The 19,516-nt window shown below is 69.7% G+C and carries 18 protein-coding genes; 8 read left to right on the forward strand and 10 right to left on the reverse strand.

Annotation, left to right across the window (positions count from 1 at the left end; all coding sequences use genetic code 11):
• Window positions 1-81: 81 nt before the first annotated feature.
• The 4 genes from ABZ078_RS21765 to ABZ078_RS21780 all read right to left on the reverse strand — a co-directional run bounded on the left by ABZ078_RS21765 (window position 82) and on the right by ABZ078_RS21780 (window position 6,263).
• The gene (locus ABZ078_RS21765; protein ID WP_356577499.1) at window positions 82-1,515 is read right to left on the reverse strand and encodes an FG-GAP and VCBS repeat-containing protein; all 1,434 of its coding nucleotides are present in this window, start codon (window positions 1,513-1,515) and stop codon (window positions 82-84) included.
• A 377-nt stretch (window positions 1,516-1,892) separates the two neighbouring features.
• Complete coding sequence (locus ABZ078_RS21770) at window positions 1,893-3,407, reverse strand: FG-GAP and VCBS repeat-containing protein (RefSeq protein ID WP_356577501.1); 1,515 nt, start codon at window positions 3,405-3,407, stop codon at window positions 1,893-1,895.
• A gap of 348 nt (window positions 3,408-3,755) precedes the next feature.
• Window positions 3,756-5,207, reverse strand: a complete 1,452-nt coding sequence (gene rox / locus ABZ078_RS21775) for a rifampin monooxygenase (protein WP_356577503.1) — start codon at window positions 5,205-5,207, stop codon at window positions 3,756-3,758.
• Between the two features lie 159 nt (window positions 5,208-5,366).
• On the reverse strand, window positions 5,367-6,263 hold the full coding sequence (locus ABZ078_RS21780) for an NAD(P)H-binding protein (RefSeq protein WP_356577505.1): 897 nt from the start codon (window positions 6,261-6,263) through the stop codon (window positions 5,367-5,369).
• A 293-nt stretch (window positions 6,264-6,556) separates the two neighbouring features.
• Between ABZ078_RS21780 and ABZ078_RS21785 the strand changes: the two genes are divergently transcribed.
• The 4 genes from ABZ078_RS21785 to ABZ078_RS21800 are packed head-to-tail and all read left to right on the forward strand — an operon-like array spanning window position 6,557 to window position 9,535.
• The gene (locus ABZ078_RS21785; RefSeq protein WP_356577507.1) at window positions 6,557-6,862 is read left to right on the forward strand and encodes a hypothetical protein; all 306 of its coding nucleotides are present in this window, start codon (window positions 6,557-6,559) and stop codon (window positions 6,860-6,862) included.
• Window positions 6,863-6,867: 5 nt separating this feature from the next.
• On the forward strand, window positions 6,868-8,169 hold the full coding sequence (locus ABZ078_RS21790; RefSeq protein WP_356577508.1) for a hypothetical protein: 1,302 nt from the start codon (window positions 6,868-6,870) through the stop codon (window positions 8,167-8,169).
• Between the two features lie 32 nt (window positions 8,170-8,201).
• A complete protein-coding gene (locus ABZ078_RS21795; RefSeq protein WP_356577510.1) occupies window positions 8,202-8,906 on the forward strand; it encodes a hypothetical protein in 705 nt (234 codons plus the stop codon).
• Window positions 8,907-8,920: 14 nt separating this feature from the next.
• Window positions 8,921-9,535, forward strand: coding sequence for a hypothetical protein (locus tag ABZ078_RS21800; RefSeq protein ID WP_356577512.1), 615 nt, complete (start codon window positions 8,921-8,923; stop codon window positions 9,533-9,535).
• Between the two features lie 56 nt (window positions 9,536-9,591).
• Here ABZ078_RS21800 and ABZ078_RS21805 read toward each other — a convergent pair whose 3' ends face one another.
• A complete protein-coding gene (locus ABZ078_RS21805) occupies window positions 9,592-10,866 on the reverse strand; it encodes a VCBS repeat-containing protein (RefSeq protein ID WP_356577514.1) in 1,275 nt (424 codons plus the stop codon).
• 247 nt (window positions 10,867-11,113) lie between these two features.
• Window positions 11,114-11,572: a GNAT family N-acetyltransferase gene (locus ABZ078_RS21810; protein ID WP_356577516.1), complete on the reverse strand. Its 459-nt coding sequence runs from the start codon at window positions 11,570-11,572 to the stop codon at window positions 11,114-11,116.
• Between the two features lie 100 nt (window positions 11,573-11,672).
• Between ABZ078_RS21810 and ABZ078_RS21815 the strand changes: the two genes are divergently transcribed.
• A complete protein-coding gene (locus ABZ078_RS21815) occupies window positions 11,673-12,221 on the forward strand; it encodes a YciI family protein (RefSeq protein ID WP_356577517.1) in 549 nt (182 codons plus the stop codon).
• Window positions 12,222-12,397: 176 nt separating this feature from the next.
• Here the strand turns inward: ABZ078_RS21815 and ABZ078_RS21820 are convergent, their stop codons facing one another.
• Together ABZ078_RS21820 and ABZ078_RS21825 are read right to left on the reverse strand one after the other, a co-directional pair.
• A complete protein-coding gene (locus tag ABZ078_RS21820; protein WP_356577519.1) occupies window positions 12,398-12,619 on the reverse strand; it encodes a helix-turn-helix transcriptional regulator in 222 nt (73 codons plus the stop codon).
• Entirely contained in the window at window positions 12,619-13,116 is a 498-nt protein-coding gene (locus ABZ078_RS21825) for a DUF2975 domain-containing protein (RefSeq protein WP_356577521.1), read from the reverse strand. Before ABZ078_RS21825 ends, ABZ078_RS21820 begins: the two co-directional genes overlap by 1 nt.
• 392 nt (window positions 13,117-13,508) lie before the next feature.
• Between ABZ078_RS21825 and ABZ078_RS21830 the strand changes: the two genes are divergently transcribed.
• Window positions 13,509-14,216, forward strand: a complete 708-nt coding sequence (locus tag ABZ078_RS21830) for a DUF2637 domain-containing protein (RefSeq protein ID WP_356577523.1) — start codon at window positions 13,509-13,511, stop codon at window positions 14,214-14,216.
• Between the two features lie 2 nt (window positions 14,217-14,218).
• Here the strand turns inward: ABZ078_RS21830 and ABZ078_RS21835 are convergent, their stop codons facing one another.
• Together ABZ078_RS21835 and ABZ078_RS21840 are read right to left on the reverse strand one after the other, a co-directional pair.
• Entirely contained in the window at window positions 14,219-14,512 is a 294-nt protein-coding gene (locus ABZ078_RS21835; RefSeq protein ID WP_356577524.1) for a zinc-ribbon domain-containing protein, read from the reverse strand.
• A gap of 179 nt (window positions 14,513-14,691) precedes the next feature.
• The gene (locus tag ABZ078_RS21840; protein ID WP_356577526.1) at window positions 14,692-16,986 is read right to left on the reverse strand and encodes a heterodisulfide reductase-related iron-sulfur binding cluster; all 2,295 of its coding nucleotides are present in this window, start codon (window positions 16,984-16,986) and stop codon (window positions 14,692-14,694) included.
• Window positions 16,987-17,227: 241 nt separating this feature from the next.
• Between ABZ078_RS21840 and ABZ078_RS21845 the strand changes: the two genes are divergently transcribed.
• Window positions 17,228-18,292, forward strand: a complete 1,065-nt coding sequence (locus ABZ078_RS21845; RefSeq protein ID WP_356577527.1) for an MraY family glycosyltransferase — start codon at window positions 17,228-17,230, stop codon at window positions 18,290-18,292.
• Window positions 18,293-18,386: 94 nt separating this feature from the next.
• Window positions 18,387-19,516: molecular chaperone DnaK (dnaK, locus tag ABZ078_RS21850; protein ID WP_356577529.1), on the forward strand; the 1,130-nt coding region annotated here is incomplete at its 3' end.

Consider the following 19,516-nt stretch of genomic DNA (forward strand, 5'->3'; position numbering starts at 1 on the left):
ATCCCCTAGGGGTCGAGTGGTGCGGTTCTCCGTGATCGGTCAGGGTCCGGCCGTACGGGAGAGGACCTCACCAGGCGCGGCTCAGCCCGTCAGTACGTCGCCGAAGTACGCCAGGCCCGACGGTCCGCCCAGCGTCGTGCTGCCGAAGGTCTTGGCGCCGGTGGCCGTGATGCCGGTGGAGGTGCCGCGCAGGACCCAGGCGGAGCCCGCGCCGGCGTTCTCGCCGCGGGCGCCGCTGATCAGCTCCGCGCGGCCGTCGTTGTTGGCGTCGGTGAGGAAGACGGAGTGGCCGAAGTAGTCGTACGACTCGGCGGCGCCCGGCACCCCGCTGGTGTCCTGCGAGAAGGACTTGGCGCCGCTGCCGGTCAGGCCGGAGGCCGAGCCGCGCAGGACGACGACCGAGCCGGCGTCCGTCTTCCCGCTCAGGTCCTCGTTCGCCACGCCGACCGCGATGTCGGCGTAGCCGTCGCCGTTGGTGTCGCCGGCGGCGAGGCTCCAGCCGAAGGCGTCGTTCCGCTCGGACGCGCCCGGGACGCCCGTGGTGTCCTGGGTGATACGGACCGGGGTGCGGGTCGACAGGCCCGTGGCCGCGCCGTACGTGACCGTGACCGCGCCGCCAGGGCCGCCGTTGGGCTCGTCCGTCGACTTCTCCATGAAGTTGCCGGTGACGATGTCGCCGTAGCCGTCCTTGTCGACGTCCGCGATGACCGCCGCGTAGCCGCCGGCGACCTTGGAGCCCGCCGTCAGGCCGGAGGCCGAGCCCTTGTAGAGGACGCCGCGGGTGCGGTAGCCGTCGGTGATCTCCTCCTGGCCCAGCACGAGCAGATCCGACCTGCCGTCGCCGGTGACGTCACCCGCGACGATCTGCTCCGTGCCGACGCCGGTCTGGTCCTGCGTGTCGATGCCGGTGCGGCCCGCGGCCACGCCGGTGCGCGAGATCGGGCCCTTGAAGACGTTGAGGCCGGGGGCGGCCATGTTCACCGCGGCCAGGTCGGTGGCGCCGTCGCCGTCGAAGTCGCCGGTGGCGACGGACCAGCCGAGCGCGTACCGGTTCTCGGGGAGCGGCGAGCTGATGTCGGTGCCGGACTTGATGCCGGTCGCCCCGCCCCACAGCACCGTCAGCACGCCGGACTCGTCGGTCGAGCCGATCTGCTCGGCGTTCACGCCGACGACGATGTCCGTGTAGCCGTCACCGTCCAGGTCGCCGGTGGTGGCGCGGTCGCCGAAGTAGTCGCCGCTCTCCGGGACGCCGGGGATCCCGGCGGTGTCCTGGCTGATGATCTGCCGCTTGCCGGTGTCCAGGCCGCTCGCGGTGCCGTACACCACGGCGACGTAACCGGCCTTGCTCTTGCCGGCGACCTTGGCGAGGGGCGCGGTGACGACGGCGTCGCGGTAGCCGTCGCCGTTGAAGTCGCCGGACAGGCCGGAGGGGGCGGCGGCCGCCGTGGTGGCGGGCAGGGCGGTGAGGAGGCCCGTGGTGAGGGTGGCGGCCAGGAGAAGTGTTCGCTTGCGCATGGGAATCCGTAAAGTCCGTTTCGGTGCCAAGGAATTGATCGGGAGTCGATCAAGGGTCGATCGAGAGTCGATCGAGAGTCGATCGAGAGTCGATCGGTAGTTGATCTGAGATTGATCAGAAGTTGAGTAGGGGCGATCAAGGGCGATCGGGAGTTGAGGGCCGAGCCGTGGCCGGACTGCCCGCCGTGGACACCGCCGTCGCCGCCGTCAGGACGGGCACCGTGCGCAAGCGCACCCGCCCGGAGGACGGGCGGGCCCGGTGGGTGCTCCCGAGGGGGAGGGGCGAAGGCCGGGCCCGTGGGGACGACGGGCCCGGCCTGCGGCCGCTGGCGGCCTTACGGCCGTACGGCGATGGCGTCGCCGTACGGCCGACGTGCTCAGTCCGCGAAGACGGCGCCGAACTGCGGCGAACCGGTCGTCGAGACGCCCGAGTTGCTCGGGGCGACGGTGCGTGAACCGGACGTGGTGATCTTCGTGCCGTTGGAGGGCAGGTAGGTCAGGCCGCCGTTGCCGGAGTTCTCGTACGAGCCGACGACCAGGTCGGCCTTGCCGTCGCCGGTGACGTCGTCGAGCTTGAGGTCCGCGCCGAACAGGTCGTTCTTCTCGTCGTTGCCGGGGACGCCCGCGGTGCTCTGGGCGAAGCCCTGGACACCGGCGCTGGTGTTGATACCGCTCGCCGAGCCGTACAGGACGGTGACCTGGCCGGTGTTGGCGATGCCGCCGATGTCCTCGTTCGGGGAGGAGACCACCAGGTCCTGGTAGCCGTCGCCGTTGATGTCACCGAGGTCCAGCTCCCAGCCGAAGCCGTCGCCCTTCTCGGAGCTGCCGGGGACGTTGCCGCTGTTCTGGGTGATGCCGGTGGTGGTGGCGGGCCCGGAGGCGGAGCCGTAGGTGATGTTCACCTTGCCGCCGTTGGAGGCGTCCGGGACGGGCGTGCCGTCCTCAAGGGCGGCGTCCCAGCCGGCGCCGCTGACGATGTCGCCGTAGCCGTCGCCGTTGATGTCGCCGACGGCGGTGATGATGCCGGGCTTGAGGGGCTTGGCGGAGGCGGCGCTCAGGCCGCTCGCGGTGCCGGGCACGAAGTAGTTGGTGTTCCAGCCGTAGTCGGTCTGGGTCTCGTACCCGTCGACGATCAGGTCGGTCCGCTGGTCGCCGTTGACGTCGCCGGCGGTGAGGCTGAGCGGTCCGTGCGGGAAGTCGTTGGAGCCGTTCATGATGGGCGGCTTGACGGTGTAGCGCCCGCCGGCCGTCCCGGAGGCGGTGAAGCCCCCCTTGAGGACATGGATGGTGTTGCTGGAGTTGCCGACGGCCAGGTCGGCCTTGCCGTCGCCGTCGAAGTCGCCGGCCGCCAGGTCCTTGCCCCAGTAGTCGTGCGAGGAGGGGGCGGGGTCCGCGACGGTGACGCCCTTGCCGGTGAGGCCGCTCGCCGAGCCCCACAGAAGGGCGACGCCGCCGCCGTTGGTGTCGGTGCCGACCTTCTCCCAGGGGGAGGAGACGGCGAGGTCGTCGTACCCGTCGCCGTTGAAGTCGGCGTACGCGGTCTCGCCGCCGAAGCCGTCGCCGGCCTCGGCGGTGCCGGGGTTGCCGGTGGTGTTCTGGCTGATCGTCGTGCGCTTGGCGGACGATACGCCGGTGGCGGTGCCGTAGAGCACGACGACCTGGCCGGCGCCTTGGCGTCCGTTCACATAGGCGCCGTGCGCCGAGGCGACGACGTCACCGATGCCGTCACCGTTGAAGTCGGCGTGCGGGACGTGGGCGGAGTCGGCGGCGGTCGCGGTCGAGACGGCGACGGTGAGCAGACCGCCCGTCAGCGCGGCCGCGGTGGCCGTCGCGAGGGCGATGCGCAGGCGGGGGTGCCTGCGCGGGTGCGGGTGCGCGTGCGCGTGGTGCATGCGGGATTCTCCTGCGGCATGCGGGATGCCCGGCGGGGCATCGGCAGTCGTTGGGTGCCGTGGTCCGTCCGTTGGCCGGAAGTTGTCCTCGGGTTCACGGGCGGTTGGCGATCAGGAGACTCGCGGTGGGGCGTAAGGGTTGTACGTGAGTTCGGTACTTCTTCGAGGTGGGGAGGCGATGGGTGGTTGGTGCCGGTTTCAGCCAGTGGCTGGTGCCGGTTTCAGCCGTACGGACCGGACGCGGCGGTGCCGGCGCTCGCCTCGGCCGCCGTCGATCTGGAACCGGCCCCGTCTCCGCGGGCCGCTGCCGGAGCCGTGCGGCGACCGGCCGGGGCGCCGCCCGCGCGCTCAGTCGGCGGCGGTGCCGAACCACTCAGGCAGCCGTCCGAGCAGGTCCCGCTGGTCGTCGCCGGCCCACGCCACATGGCCGTCCGGCCGCAGCAGCACCGCGGGCACGTCCAGTTCCTCGCTGACGTCGCTGACGTCGCTGACGTCGACGACATCGACGACGTGGTCGACGCGGTCCGACCAGCCCGCCACCGAGAGCCGGCCCGTCTGGTCGAGGAGCAGCCCGCGGCCGCCGTGCATCAGGGAGTACAGACGCCCCCGCTTCAACTCCACGTCCCGCATCCGCCGGCCGACCAACTCGTGCCCCTCGCCGAAGTCGTAGCGGACGCCGGTCGCGATGATCTTCTCGGTCAGGTACCGGTTCACGTCCTCGAAGTCCATCAGTTCCGCCAGCAGCCGGCGCACCGCCTGGGCTCCCGGCGCGGGGGACAGCAGCTCCATCTGCGCCCGGGTGTTGTCGAGCACGTCGGCGGCCACCGGGCGCCGCTCGGTGTCGTAGCTGTCCAGCAGCCCGGCTGGGGCCCAGCCGCGCACCTCGGCGGCCAGTTTCCAGCCGAGGTTGAACGCGTCCTGGATGCCGAGGTTGAGCCCCTGACCGCCGACCGGCGGGTGGATGTGCGCCGCGTCGCCGGCCAGCAGCACCCGGCCGACGCGGTAGCGCTCCGCCAGCCGGGTCGCGTCACCGAAGCGGGACAGCCAGCGCGGTGAGTGCACCCCGAAGTCGGTGCCGGCGAACTTCCGCAGCTGCTGCCGGACCTCCTCCAGGGTCGGCGGGACGGCACGGTCCTCGGCCACCCCGTCGGCGGGCACGACGACGCGGTACGCGCCGTCGCCGAGGGGCATGGCGCCGAACCGGAAGTGTGTCTTGCGGACTTCGGCCACCACGGCCGTCAGCTCCTCCGGCGGCACGGTCAGCTCCATCTCGCCCAGCAGTGTCTCGACCCTGCTGGGCTCACCGGGGAATCCGACGCCGACCAGCTTGCGCACCGTGCTGCGGCCGCCGTCGCAGCCGACGAGGTGGCGTGAGCGCAGCCGGGAGCCGTCGGCGAGCTCGACGGTCACCCCGTGCTCGTCCTGTTTCAGGCCGACCAGCTCGCAGCCGCGCCGGATCTCGGCGCCGAGTTCGGTGGCGCGTTCGAGCAGCAGGCGATCGGTGGTGGTCTGCGGGATGCCGAGGACGTAGGGGTGCGCGGTGTCCAGCCCCGGCGCCGGCTTGGCGATACCGGCGAAGAAGCCGCCGACCGGGTGCTGCCGGCCGTGCGCGAGGAACCGGTCCAGCAGACCGCGCTGGTCCATCACCTCGATGCTGCGCACGTGCAGACCCAGCGCGCGGACGAACGGGGCCGGCTCCGCGTCCTTCTCCAGCACCACCACGTGCACCCCGTGCAGCCGCAGTTCGGCGGCCAGCATCAAGCCGGTCGGTCCACCGCCGGCGATGATCACGTCGATCACGAATCCCCCAAAGCGCGCATAGGTTGCGGATCGCTGATTTCCGCAGGTTCTGCCTCAGGCGGGAGATTCTTCAGCACGAAGGGGGCCTTGCCGCAAGGCCCCCCGTGCGCTATAGGTTGAGAGTGGCGAGGAGCAGTGGACTGACTCCTTGCCTTCTCTTTAGAGCGGGCCTTCCTTGGCCTCAGCGAAGGCGTCCGCGTGTTCCGCGGCCCACTGGGTGAAGGTGCGGGCCGGGCGGCCGGTGACCTTCTCGACGGTGTCGACGACCGTACGGCCCACCTCCGGGGTGTTCCCGTACGCCTCCAGCAGGAAGCCGATCACGTCCTCCGGGTGCCCCGCCGCCCGCCACTGCGCCACGGCCTCGTCCTCCGACAGCTCGACCACCGCGATCTCCCGGCCGCGGGCGGCCGCTATCGCCGCCACCTTGTCGCCCACGGTGAGCAGTTCGGGCCCGGTGATCACGTACTCCTGACCCCCGTGGCCCTCCTCGGTGAGCGCGACCGCGGCGACGGCTCCGATGTCGCCCTCGTGCACCATGGCGCTCAGCCGGGAGACGAACGGCTCGCGGACCTCGTCCGAGGCCACGATCCCGTCCGCCCACTCCAGGGCGTTCGCCATGAACTCGACCGGCATGAGTACGGTCCACGCCACACCGTCGTCGGCGCGTACGGCGTCCTCCAGCGCGGTGGGGCCGCCGCCGTGCAGCACGGTGACCCGGCGTACGCCGGCGGCGCGGGCCAGTTCCAGGATCCGGGGGCCGGTCTCCAGTGGGGCGAAGTAGGCCCCGCCGAAGGTGATCAGGTGGAGACCGGTGACGCCCTCCAGGGCCGGGATCAGGCTGTCGGGTTCGGTCAGATCGCCCTGGACGACCTCGACGCCGGCCGGGAAGGCGGCCTTCTCGGCGTTCCGGGTGAGGGCACGGACCTCGTGCCCGCGGGCGAGCAACTCGGCGACGACCTGGCGGCCGACCCTGCCGGTGGCGCCGCTGACAAGGACCTTCTGCGTCTGTGTCTCTGTCTGTGTCTGCCGCTGTGTCTGCGTCTGTGTCTGCGTCATGGAAGGACCGTAGGAGGGCTTGCGGACAGTTTCTGTCCGCGAGTGCACGAGTGGCGTGAGTCGCGCGAGTGCGCGAGTGCGCGAGTCCGCCAAGCCGCAAGCGGCGAGAGCGCTGCTCGTCTGCTCGTCTGCTCGTCGCCGGGAAGCCTCCTTGATCCCACCGGAATCATTCGTTTCGTGGGGATTCCGTGACCCCGGCACGGACCCTTCACCCTCCCGTGGCATGATCGGCGCATTCGGCCGCCGGTGTCGTTTGCCGCTGCGACCGTGAAGCGCGAACGGGGAGGACCTGCGTGGGGGACCACTTCAAGACCGACATCGATCAGCTCGCCGCGTTCACCAAGGACCTCAACAGCGCCAACGAGTCCCTTGAGCAGGTGCGGACCGCCCTCCAGCACGTACGGTCCGACCAGATCGGGACCCCGGAGCTGGACGAGGCGTGTGACGCGTTCCAGGAGCGCTGGAAGTACGGCAACGAGCAGATCAAGGAGCGCATCGGCAAGCTCACCGAGGGGCTCCAGAAGAACACGGACAACTACCGCGAAGTGGAGACCTCCCTGGAGGAGAGCTTCAAGCGTGCCGCGGCTGCGGGGAAGTGATTGCGGTGGCACAGAATCCGTACGTCCACCTCGGCTGGAACCCCGTCCCGGGGCAGCCGGGCGAGGTCGAGAAGCTCCGTACCCAGCTCGTCAACTCGGCGAGCGCGCTGCAGACGGCGTACCAGAAGATCGACAAGCTGCTCGGCGAGTCCAGCTTCTGGGAGGGCGACGCCGCCGTCGGCTTCCGCGAGGCGCTCGACGGTGACCTGCCGAAGTACATGAAGGACGCCCACAAGTCCCTGACCCTGGCCGCCGGTCACCTCGGCGCCTGGCACGGCGGACTGACCAGCCGCAGGGAGCTGGCGCACAAGTACGACGTCGAGGCGGCCGACCACAAGGGCGACCTGAAGGCCGCCAACTCCCGGCACGAGGCGGCCGAGAAGGACCCCGACCTCAAGCTCGCCGGGCAGACCTTCGAAGAGGGCCCCGAGCTGGAGGCCGCCCAGACTCGTCTGAACGCGGCCACGGCCCGGCTCAACGACGCCGTCACCGCCGTCAACAACGCGCAGGGCGCTTTGGACGAGGTGATGCGCAAGGCGCGCGAGCTGGAGGGCACGCACGAGGACGAGGCGCGGGAGCTCGCGAGGAAGCTGAAGGACGCCACGAAGGACCTGGCACCGGAGGAGCCGGGCTGGCTGAGCAAGGCGCTGAGCTGGATCGGGGACAATCTCACCAACATCCTCAGTGTGCTGGCGGCGGTGGCGGGGTTGCTGGCGCTGCTGTGCACGGGGCCGTTCGGGATTGCGTTCCTGCTCGCCGCGGGCGCGCTGAGCCTTGCCACGATGGCCTCCCGGCTCTCCGATCCCAAGGTGCGGGCCTCACTCAAGGACGGGTTCACCAAGGGCGAGTTCGACGCGGACTTCTGGGAGAATTCGGTGGGGCTCGCCGGAGACCTCGTTGGGGCGGTGCCGGGTGTCGGTGCCGTGGCGCGAGGCCTCAACGGCGCCATCAAGTCGACGCACTACGCCTCCGAGGCGGTGAGCGCGGGGCAGTTCCTCGGCAGGTTCGCCGACGACACCGTCACGGCCGCGAACAGGATCGCGACCGCCGGCTCCTACAACCCCGTCGGAAATTGGGTGGCGCAGGCAGCAGGGGGCAACCAGGCGCTCAAAGTCGGCATGGACTTTGTCTCGCCGGTCGCGGGTGTGCTCACCTCCAGCTACGGATTGGCCGCCGAGAACATCGACGCCTTGGACAGCGATGGTGGCAAGAACACCGCTACCGGGGTCGACGCGGCACGCGCGGGCCTGTTCGACGGCCCTGCGGCCTTCTCCGTCATCCGCAGCACCGTGGCGGCTCTGCGATGACACAAGAAGCTGCAGAGAATCCGATCAGTCTGGTGATCGACGACACGGCCAAAGACCCGAGCTCGAAGATCTGGTACGCGCTGCCGGCCGGGTTCTTCGCCACTCCGATCGACGCTCTCGACCCCGAACCGGGCTCGGAGCGGGAGTCGCAGCTTGAGCAGGCGCTGGCGCTGGTCCTGGACCTTGCCCCCGAGGACCAGCGTGACCGGTACGCGGGCGCACTGCGGGATGTCCGGTTCATGGCTGCCCAGATGCGGAGCGAAGGTGTCATTGCATGCTCGCTCGGTATGCACTACGCGGACGACGGGTCGTCAGCCTCGTCCGTGTTCACAGTGGCGCTCAGGGACATCGAGTGGGCCCCAGCCAAGATCACGGCGGTTCGCGCGGTCTCGCTGCGCGAATGCGCTGAGAATGTGGGGCTGTTGACGCTTCCGGGCGGTCGTCCGGCGTCGATCTCCGACACCCTGATCACCATGCCCGCACTGGAGGGGGTGCCCAGCCAGGACCTCTACCAGTGCAATCTCTACATCCCGGCCCCCTCGGGTACGCAGCTGGGCGTCCTGACGCTGAGCAGCACGGCCGTGGGCTCCCGCAAGCATTACCGCGACATGATGGAAGGCATCGCGCACACGGTGTCCTTCCACGATCCGCTGCCGGAGATCGAGCGCGCCGCACGTGGCGACACGGCCGATGGCACGGGCGGCATCGGGAACGACATCGCCTCGGACTTCGGCTGACTCGGGATGTGCGCATGACCATGAACCTCGACAAGCAGGGCTTCGACGGCCCGGTGGCGTGGGAGACACCGGGTACCCGACGTGCTTTCCTTCTGTGGACGGCGCGTCACCTGGCCAGGGCGCTCGTTTGGGTGGCGCTGTGGTGGGGGGCGTTGTACGTCACCCTTCTGCTGCCCGTTGCGGCCGTGGTTCCCATGGTGCTGGTCCTTTTGTCGATCGGGACGATGGCGCTCGTGGCCCTCGGCCGACTCGCCATGGGGTGGCGGATGTGGCGCATCCTTCGCGTCTACCCCTGGCGTCAGCTGTCCGGTGCTGTCCGGATCACCAAGGGCAAAGACGCGCTCTTCGTGCTGCCCGACCCCGACAGCCCCGAGAAGGTGGTGTCTCTCAAGGCGCCTGCCGGGTTGTTCCGGACCTGGAGCCACGAGGCCCTGAAGGAGTACGACGAGGAACTCTGGTACGCGGGTGACCCACGCTTCGCCTGTGTGGTGGCCAAGCCCGGTCTACGCGGTCTCGGCTACCTCGCCCAGCCCACCGCCTACAACCACCGCACCTCCCCCCGCCGCAAGGGCCTCAGCCCCGAAGCCCGTCGCCGCGCCCGGGCGATCGGCGCGCGGGTCGCCGACTGACAGCCCGCAACCCCGGCCTCCACGGGCCTCCACGGCCTCCACGATCTCCACGGCGCCTACGGCGCCGGCCGCGGCAGGAACTCCGCCGTCGAGAACGTCACCGACGGCTCCGCCGCCACCAGCCCCTTCTTCGTCCCGGCGTACACGGCCACCGTGTCCTTCGTCTCGCCGGCATACGCCCGCACCACCAGCTCCGCCCGCCCGTCCCCGTCGAAGTCGCCGACCGTGACGACACGGGTCGTGCCCCGCGCGGGCGGCGTGACCGTCACCGTGCCCGCCGCCGCGAGTCTTGCCGTACGGCCGCGGAAGACACGCAACCGCGAGCCGCTGGAGACGAGTTCGCTCAGGCCGTCGCCGTCGAAGTCGGCGGCGTCGAGCATCGAGCCGGGGCTGTCGAGGTTTCCGCGTACGGCGGCTGCCGGGAGGTCATAGCGCAGGGACGTTTCGTCCGTCGTGCCGATCGCCGCGTCCAGGTCGTCCTCGCCCTTGCCGAAGGCGCCGAGGGCGACGTCGACGCCGGAGGGCAGGACGACCCCGGTGCGGGTGGGGCCGCTCGGGCCGCCGAGGACGACCGCCGATCGGCCCGTGCCCTGTGCCGTACGGACCACCAGGTCGTCGTATCCGTCGTCGTTGACGTCGGCGGAGGGGCCCGTGGGGGCGTTGCCGGGTGCCGGGACGGGCGCGCCCGCGGTTTTCGGGCTGCCCTTGCGGGTGAACGGGCCGCGCAGGAAGGACAGTTGACCGCCCGACGCGTGGACGACCAGGTCCTGCGCGCCGTCGCCGTCGAAGTCGCCGCACACGGGCTGGTCGGGCCAGTCGTTGCCGACGCGGGCGGAGTCGGGGATGGCGAGCTTGACCGCCTTGCCGGTGAGGCCCTGCGGGGAGCCGAAGAGGAGTTGGAGGGGGACCGGGGGCCGGCCCTGGCCGTCGTAGGGCGGGTCGGTGGACACGACGAGGTCCGTGAAGCCGTCCTTGTCCAGGTCGCAGGTGGCCTCCGCGTCGAACACGGCGGGGAGTCGGCCCCCGGTGAGGGCGGCCTGCCGCTGCGGGCTGAGCAACTGCCGTGCGCCCGGGGTGAGCCCGCGCTCGCTGCCGTAGACGATGCCGATGCCCGCGTCGTCGGCGTGGGCCTGGGCCTTGACCAGGTCGTTGAGGACGAGGTCGCGGTGGCCGTCGCCGTTGAAGTCGTCCGGGGCCTTGCTGCCCTTGCCCCGGGGGACGGGGAGTTGTGCGGGGGCGTCGGCGATCCGGACGGGGGTGTGCCGGGCCGACCCGGCGCCGTCGTGCGGGGTGGGGCCGCAGGCGGCCGCCAGCAGGAAGGTGGTGCTCATGACCGCCGTACACATCCCCGATCTTCGCGTGCGCACCGCTCACCTCGTCAGCACCAGCGACAACAACCGGGCAATCATGCACGTGTGCGAGTGAGGGCGACAGCCCTGTGCGGGGATCCCGGGCCGGTGCCGTGTGACCGAGCACGTGTTTCGGCCATACGCCCCGTGCTCGCCTACGGCGGCGTTCGGCCGTTCGCCGTTCGGCCGTTCGGCAGCTCAGCTGCGCAGGGTGCCGGCGTGAGGTCGCTCAGCGTGGCCGTCCCACCGGGCGAGGCCGGCGCACCATGAACACGTCCACCGGATCCTCGGTCTCGACCGTGAACCCGTGCCGCTCGTACAGCCGTCGGGCCGGGCTGCCCTGAAGCACGTTCAGCCGGACGAGGGCACCCCCGCGGTCGCACCGCTCCAGCAGCTCGCGCAGCACCCCGGAACCGATGCCGCCGCCCTGAAGACGAGGTGCCAGATACAGGTGCTCCAGCCAGTGGGCGTCCTCGGCCGGGCGCAGTGCCACGCTGCCGGCGAACGTGCCGCCCACCTCGATGACCCAGGTGTGGGCCGGCTCGAACCCGTCCCGCAGCCGCTGCCGTACCCGCCGCTCGTCGTACCGCCCGAGCCGCTCCAGATCCGCCCGCAGCACCACGGCACGCAACTCGGCCACCGCCTCGACGTCCGCCGCCGAGGCCGGTCGCAGTTCCCAGTCCGCCATGATCACCACGCTAGCCCGCCTGGCCCGCCCGGCTCGCCCGGCCCGCCCCGAGCACGGCACCCGTTGAGAAGTGGCCCCGCGTTGGGCAGGGTCTGTCGTCATGGAGTTCTTCTGCTACCACCGTGACCGCCCCGACTCCGTCGCCCTGCGCCACGAGCTGCTGGAGGAGCACTGGACCTACATGGACGGGTACGCGAAGGAGATGATCGCCCGCGGCCCGACTCTCGCCGCCGACGGCGAGACGCCCACCGGCAGCGTGCACATCGTCGACCTGCCGGACCCCGCCGCCGCCCGCGCGTTCGCCTTCGACGAGCCCAACCACCAGGCCGGGGTGTACCGGGACGTGTTGCTGCGCCGGTGGCGCAACCTGCTGGGGCGCACCATGGGGGACTTTCCCGGCGGCCCGACCGGCGGCAACCGCTACCTGGTGCTCGGCCTCGGCGAGGGAGAGGCCGCCGACCTCACCGTGCCGGCCGACCGGGACGAGCTGATCGCGTACGGGCCGCTGCTGTCCGACGACGGCACCGTCTGGCTGGGCACGGCGGCTCTGCTCAGGGCACCGGACCCGGACACGGCACGCGCCGTCCTGACCGTGGACCGCTATGCCGACGTCGAGGTCCATGACTGGGAGTGCGGCGGGCGGCGATGACGGCCTGAGCGACCTGCCCGATCCCTGACCCCTGGCCCCTGACCCTTGGCGCTTGACCGCTGTCCCCTGACCCTTGGCGCTTGACCGCTGTCCCCTGACCCGGGGCGCTTGACCGCTGACCGCTGACCGCTGACCGCTGCCCGCTGATCACCGCCCGCCGCCCGCCGCCTCCCCCGTCACCCGTCCGCCCCGCCGTCGGCCTCCCACCGCAGCAGATCCCCCGGCTGGCACGCGAGCACCTCGCAGAGCGCGGCGAGTGTCGTGAAGCGTACGGCCTTGGCGCGGCCGTTCTTGAGTACGGCCAGGTTGGCGGGTGTGATCCCGACCCGCTCGGCGAGTTCGCCGACGGACAGCTTCCGCTTGGCCAGCATCACGTCGATGTCCACGACGATCGGCATCAGATCACGCCCTCCAGCTCGGCCCGCATCCGCGTCGCCTCGACGTCGCGCGCCACGGCCTGGGCGAGCAGCATCCGCAGCACGAGCACGATGAGCGCGACGCCCAGCACCGCCACGGAAGCCCCGCAGACCAGCAGGACGATGCCCGGAGCGACGGCCTCGCCCGGCGCCAGCAGGACCGCGAGTCCGAACACCAGCAGGGCGGCTGCCACCATCGCGCCCATCACGATGTGCACGTAGCGGAAGGCGCCGTGGGAGAACACCGTCCCGCGGCGCACCATGGTCACCAGCCGCCACACGCAGACCACGATGACCTGCCCCGTCACCACGCCCAAGAAGATGATCACCAGCAGCGGGGTGCGCACATAGGCGTACTCCGGCCGCAGCCCCTCCAGATCACTCGCCAGCAGCGGCACCATCACCGCCTGCACGAACACCGAGCCGGCGAGCAGCAACGCGAGCACGGCGCGCAGCGCCAGCACTGTCAGCTTCCCCATCGAGTCCCTTCCCCTCTATCGACCTACGATCGAAACCTATCGAGATTCGATAGGTCACGCAAGGGGTGAGCTGTGCCCAGCGATACGGTCGATACATATTCGGAATTTCATGGGGAAGTCGCCGCCATTGGATACTCCAGATAATCACCGTTGACGGATATTCCCCCGAATGCCAGATGTCCTACACCGTCCGGTGCTCGTTAGGTGGACGTGACTTGGCAGGAAAGATATGCGGCTGAGGACGGCCCGCTCCGCCTCCGGCAAGCAGCTGATCAGACCACTGCGGAAAGCATCACACACTGCTCGGATCTACTTGAGGACTTCCTGAGAACCATCAGCCGGATGGAGAGTGAATATCTCCGGGAATCGATGGAAGTGGAGAGACTTTAAAAATGAGGTCCGATTATGACGCGCTAGACGGGCAGCCGCTCACTCAGCAGGTCGACATGCGGCACTTCTGGCAGGTCCCCGATCCGACGATCTCGTCGGAGGGGTGGGATCCGGATGCGGAGCTGGCCCAGATGCTGAACACCACGCACAGCGTCGACCTGGATCCCCCTCCGCCCCTGATCAACAGCGTCCCTCGCAGGTCGGAAGGCGACCGCCGCCCCCGTCGCCCGGGCAATCGGCGGCGGCAGGCGGGCTCGCACATCCTGCCCGGAAACCCGCGGATCATCACCGTCGCGGTTCTGGTCGCGGCCATCACGGTGTGTGCGGTGACCATGCTGACCTGGTCCATTTCGTATTCGTACGATCAGCTTCGCGCCATCGCGCTGCTCGTGGTGTCGCGGAAGCTGGCGCAGTGGTGGCCGCTGACGGTGTACGGGCCGTGGATGTTAGCGGGACTGTCCATCCTGCGAGCCTCGGTTCAACGCAGAACCGCCCGGCGTTCCTGGGCCGTCATGCTGGTTTCCTCCGGCACGGCGGTGGCCCTTTGCATCGGCCAGTCACCGCATTCCCTGCTCGCGATGGTGATCGTCGGAATTCCGCCGATCACCGCCCTGATCTGCTTTCGGGAACTCGTCGGCCAGTTCTCGTCCCGGCCCGGCCCCAAGCACGCCGCCGACACGCTGAGCGGGCCCAAGCAGACCCGATCCTGAGGTCAGGACCGGTACGGCTGCTGCGGCTGCCCGTACGGCTGCTGACCGCCCTGAGCGCCGCCGGCGGCCTGAGCCTGGAGCTGCTCCGCCTGCTCCTTGGTGACCTTCTGCTCGGCGCCGCAGAAGGTGCACTGCGTCGCGAACTTCGTCGAGAACGGGAACAGCGGTACGAAGAACAGCGTGAACTTCGTGACGCGCTTCCTGAGTGTGTGCGCGGAGGGGTTGCCGCACTGGCCGCACACCAGCGTGAGTATCGCGAGCTGGTAGAGGTAGCCCTTGGTGCCGAAGATGATCACGCCGGGGGGTCCTTCCTGATCGGTTCCTGCCGTACGTTGCCCACGCGCGACAGTATGTGGTCACAGAGTCCAGTTTCGTGCATGTCGATGCCGTAAACGGATGCGCCCGGTGGGCCGCCCGGTACGACGACGCCCCCTGTCCCGCACGGGACAGGGGGCGTCGTGGCGCCGTCGGCCGGTCACTTCACCGGCGTCGGCTCCGGCTCGTGCTCCGTCTCGGCCTCGCCCGCGGGGGGCTCGTCGTCCGGGACGGGGGTCTTGACGGACTCCAGCAGCAGCTGGGCGACATCGACGACCTGGATCGACTCCTTCGCCTTGCCTTCGTTCTTCTTGCCGTTGACCGAGTCGGTCAGCATGACGAGGCAGAACGGGCAGGCGGTGGAGACGATGTCGGGGTTGACGGAGAGGGCCTCGTCGACGCGCTCGTTGTTGATGCGCTTGCCGATCCGCTCCTCCATCCACATCCGCGCGCCACCGGCGCCACAGCAGAAGCCGCGCTCCTTGTGGCGGTGCATCTCCTCGTTGCGCACGCCCGGGACGCTGGCGATGATCTCGCGCGGCGGCGTGTAGATCTTGTTGTGGCGGCCCAGGTAGCACGGGTCGTGGTAGGTGATGATGCCCTCGACCGGCGTGACCGGGACCAGCTTGCCCTCGTCCACCAGGTGCTGGAGCAGCTGGGTGTGGTGGATGACCTCGTAGTCGCCGCCGATCTGCGGGTACTCGTTGCCGATCGTGTTGAGGCAGTGCGGGCAGGTGGCGACGATCTTCTTCGCCGACTTCGGCTTCTTCGACTCGGGCGTGACCTTGCCCTCGTCGTCCATCTCCTCGCCGAAGGCCATGTTCAGGGCCATGACGTTCTCCATGCCGAGCTCCTGGAACAGGGGCTCGTTGCCGAGGCGGCGGGCGGAGTCACCGGTGCACTTCTCGTCGCCGCCCATGATCGCGAACTTCACGCCCGCCATGTGCAGCAGCTCGGCGAAGGCCTTGGTGGTCTTCTTCGCGCGGTCCTCCAGGGCGCCGGCGCAGCCGACCCAGTACAGGTACTCGACCTCGGTGAGGTCCTCGATGTCCTTGCCGACGACCGGCACCTCGAAGTCGACTTCCTTCAGCCACTCCAGGCGCTGCTTCTTGGCCAGGCCCCAGGGGTTGCCCTTCTTCTCCAGGTTCTTGAGCATCGTGCCCGCCTCGGACGGGAACGCGCTCTCGATCATCACCTGGTAGCGGCGCATGTCGACGATGTGGTCGATGTGCTCGATGTCGACCGGGCACTGCTCGACGCAGGCGCCGCAGGTGGTGCAGGACCACAGGACGTCCGGGTCGATGACGCCGTTCTCTTCCGCGGTGCCGATCAGCGGACGCTCGGCCTCCGCGAGAGCGGCCGCCGGGACGTCCTTGAGCTGCTCCTCGGACGCCTTCTCCTCGCCCTCCATGGTCTTGCCGCCACCGGCCAGCAGGTAGGGCGCCTTGGCGTGCGCGTGGTCGCGCAGCGACATGATCAGCAGCTTGGGGGAGAGGGGCTTGCCGGTGTTCCAGGCGGGGCACTGCGACTGGCAACGGCCGCACTCGGTGCAGGTGGAGAAGTCCAGCAGGCCCTTCCAGGAGAACTGCTCGACCTGGGAGACGCCGAAGACGTCGTCGTCACCGGGGTCGGTGAAGTCGATCGGCTTGCCGCCGGAGGTCATCGGCAGAAGGGCGCCGAGGGCCGTCTCACCTGTCGCGTTGCGCTTGAACCAGATGTTCGGGAAGGCCAGGAAGCGGTGCCAGGCCACGCCCATGTTGGTGTTCAGCGAGACCACGATCATCCACACGAAGGACGTGCCGATCTTGATCATCGCGACCAGGTAGACCAGGTTCTGCAGCGCCGTCAGGCTCAGGCCCTTGAAGGCCAGGACCAGCGGATACGAGGCGAAGTACGCGGCCTCGTAGTGCTCCACGTGGTGGATCGCCCCCTCCAGGCCGCGCAGCACGTAGATCGCGAGGCCGATGGTGAGGATGACGTACTCGACGAAGTACGCCTGGCCGGACTTGGAGCCGGCGAAGCGGGACTTGCGGCCGGCCCGGGACGGCAGGCTCAGCAGCCGGATGACCATCAGCACGGCGATGCCCAGCACCGTCATCACGCCGATGAACTCGATGTACAGCTCGAACGGCAGGAACCCGCCGATGACCGGCAGCGTCCAGTCGGCCTGGAAGAGCTGGCCGAACGCCTGCGCCAGGGTCGGCGGCAGCGTCAGGAAGCCGACCGCCACGAACCAGTGGGCGATGCCGACGATGCCCCACCGGTTCATCCGGGTGTGGCCGAGGAACTCCCGCACGAGCGTCACACTGCGCGCGTAGGGGTTGTCGGTCCGGCTGCCGGCCGGCACCGGCTGGCCGAGCTTGAAGTACCGGACGAACTGGCCGATGGCGCGTGCGAGCAGCGCAACGCCGACCACGGTCAGGACCAGCGACACGATGATCGCGGCGAGTTGCATTTCGGGGCTCCTCGGGCCTGCGAGGGGTTCTTCGGGGGATCTTGGAGAGGGTGCTTGGGGGAGTGCTTGGAGAGGGTGCTTCGAGATTACTAAGCGGTAACTTATGCAGTCCGTCTGAGACTACCCCCATCTTCCGTCGCACTGTAGCCAGGCGCGGGGTGATCTGAATCGCTGAGGGTTGCCTTAAGATCCGATCGTGTTATTCATCACTAATTGGGGCATATCGCACTAACCTAGCGCCGTGCTGTACGGGATCGCCGCCGCCACGAGTGCCCTCCTCCTCGCCGCCTTCCTGGCGGCGCTGTTCCGACTGCCCGCTCTGCGCCTCGGCATCATCGACCGTCGGCGGCAGCGGCCGCTGCCGTTGCTCGGCGGGACGGGTGTCGCACTCACGACCTGCCTGGTCGTCGCCGCCTGGGAGTGGGCGGGCATCGCCCCGCTGGGCCCGGAGATCAGGCGGCTGCTGATCGCCGCGGGCGCCGTCGCCCTGCTCGGGCTGGTCGCCGACGTGCGGCGGGTCAAGGCGCGGTTCCTGGCCGGCGGTACGGCCGTGGCGGCGGCCTGCGTGGTGCCGTACGGCGAGACCGGGATCCTGCTGGGTCTGCCGGCCATCGGCTGCGTCGTCCTCGTCACCTTCGGCTTCAAGGCGCTCGACCACGCGGACGCGCTGGCGGGCACGGTCGGGGTCGTCACCGCCTTCGGCGTCGGTGTCTGCGCGGCGGCCGAGATGATGGACGAACTCGCCGTGCTGCTGAGCGTGCTGGCGGCCGCCCTGACCGGTTTCCTCATGCACAACTGGCACCCCGCGCGGATCGGCCTCGGAGCCTGCGGGTCCCTGTTCATCGGATTCGTGCTGGCGTCGTCGGCCGTGATGACCCGCGCCGGGCACCATCCGGTCGCGAGCGCGGGGGTGCTGTACGCGCTCACGGCCCTGGTCACCGCCGACGTGCTCCTCGTGGCCGTCTCCCGCAGACTGGCCGGACGGCCGCTGCTGCGCGGCGCACCCGACCATCTCGCCCATCGCCTGCGCCGGCTCGGGCTCACCCCGCAGGCGACGACCGTCCTGCTGGCGGTGCTGGCCTTCTCCGGGGTGCTCGTCGGCGTCCTCACGCACATGGGATGGGCCCCCCGGTCCGGGGTGTACTGGGTGGGCGCGGGGGCCCTCGTCGTCGTACTCGGACTGCTGCGGATCAAGGTCTACGGACCCCGCCGTCAACCTCCTGTGCCTGTGGGAGAACCCGTCCGAACGTCGACCAGCCTGACATCGACGCAGGTCAGAGCCCAGTTGCGTGTAAGGAACGGATAAGACTTGAGTGAGGTCGACTCAGCTCTGTTGACCACGGGAAGGCCGTCATGCACACTTGAGTCCGTTCCACTCAAGTCAGCTGGAGGAATCAACCATGGCACGTGCGGTCGGCATCGACCTGGGCACGACTAACTCCGTCGTCAGCGTTCTGGAGGGCGGCGAGCCCACCGTCATCACCAACGCCGAGGGCGCCAGGACCACGCCGTCCGTCGTCGCCTTCGCCAAGAACGGCGAGGTGCTGGTCGGCGAGGTGGCCAAGCGTCAGGCGGTCACCAACGTGGACCGGACCATCCGCTCCGTCAAGCGCCATATGGGCACGGACTGGAAGATCGAGCTCGACGGGAAGCCCTTCAACCCGCAGCAGATCTCCGCGTTCATCCTCCAGAAGCTGAAGCGGGACGCCGAGTCCTACCTGGGCGAGAAGGTGACCGACGCGGTCATCACCGTCCCGGCGTACTTCAACGACTCTGAGCGCCAGGCGACGAAGGAGGCCGGTGAGATCGCGGGCCTGAACGTCCTGCGCATCGTCAACGAGCCCACCGCGGCCGCGCTCGCCTACGGCCTCGACAAGGACGACCAGACGATCCTCGTCTTCGACCTCGGTGGCGGCACCTTCGACGTGTCCCTCCTGGAGATCGGTGACGGCGTCGTCGAGGTGAAGGCCACCAACGGTGACAACCACCTCGGTGGTGACGACTGGGACCAGCGCGTCGTCGACTACCTGGTCAAGCAGTTCCAGTCCGGCCACGGCGTGGACCTGTCCAAGGACAAGATGGCCCTCCAGCGCCTGCGTGAGGCCGCCGAGAAGGCCAAGATCGAGCTGTCCTCCTCCACCGAGACCTCGATCAACCTGCCGTACATCACCGCCTCCGCCGAGGGCCCGCTGCACCTGGACGAGAAGCTCACCCGGGCTCAGTTCCAGCAGCTCACCGCGGACCTGCTGGAGCGCTGCAAGACCCCGTTCTTCAACGTCATGAAGGACGCCGGCGTCTCCATCAACGAGATCGACCACGTCGTCCTCGTCGGTGGCTCCACCCGTATGCCCGCCGTCGCCGAGCTCGTCAAGGAGCTGACCGGCGGCAAGGAGGCCAACAAGGGTGTGAACCCGGACGAGGTCGTCGCCATCGGCGCCTCGCTCCAGGCCGGTGTCCTCAAGGGTGAGGTCAAGGACGTCCTGCTCCTCGACGTGACCCCGCTGTCCCTCGGTATCGAGACCAAGGGCGG

The sequence above is a fragment of the Streptomyces sp. NPDC006385 genome, assembly GCF_040612485.1.
GTDB lineage: Bacteria > Actinomycetota > Actinomycetes > Streptomycetales > Streptomycetaceae > Streptomyces.

Coding starts and splice junctions, on each gene's coding strand:
- ABZ078_RS21765 (WP_356577499.1), bottom strand. CDS start 1,515: ATGCGCAAGCGAACACTTCTCCTGGCCGCCACCCTCACCACGGGCCTC.
- ABZ078_RS21840 (WP_356577526.1), bottom strand. CDS start 16,986: ATGCAACTCGCCGCGATCATCGTGTCGCTGGTCCTGACCGTGGTCGGC.
- ABZ078_RS21815 (WP_356577517.1), top strand. CDS start 11,673: ATGGAGTTCTTCTGCTACCACCGTGACCGCCCCGACTCCGTCGCCCTG.
- ABZ078_RS21830 (WP_356577523.1), top strand. CDS start 13,509: ATGAGGTCCGATTATGACGCGCTAGACGGGCAGCCGCTCACTCAGCAG.
- ABZ078_RS21810 (WP_356577516.1), bottom strand. CDS start 11,572: ATGGCGGACTGGGAACTGCGACCGGCCTCGGCGGCGGACGTCGAGGCG.
- ABZ078_RS21820 (WP_356577519.1), bottom strand. CDS start 12,619: ATGCCGATCGTCGTGGACATCGACGTGATGCTGGCCAAGCGGAAGCTG.
- ABZ078_RS21805 (WP_356577514.1), bottom strand. CDS start 10,866: ATGAGCACCACCTTCCTGCTGGCGGCCGCCTGCGGCCCCACCCCGCAC.
- ABZ078_RS21780 (WP_356577505.1), bottom strand. CDS start 6,263: ATGACGCAGACACAGACGCAGACACAGCGGCAGACACAGACAGAGACA.
- ABZ078_RS21770 (WP_356577501.1), bottom strand. CDS start 3,407: ATGCACCACGCGCACGCGCACCCGCACCCGCGCAGGCACCCCCGCCTG.
- ABZ078_RS21800 (WP_356577512.1), top strand. CDS start 8,921: ATGACCATGAACCTCGACAAGCAGGGCTTCGACGGCCCGGTGGCGTGG.
- ABZ078_RS21825 (WP_356577521.1), bottom strand. CDS start 13,116: ATGGGGAAGCTGACAGTGCTGGCGCTGCGCGCCGTGCTCGCGTTGCTG.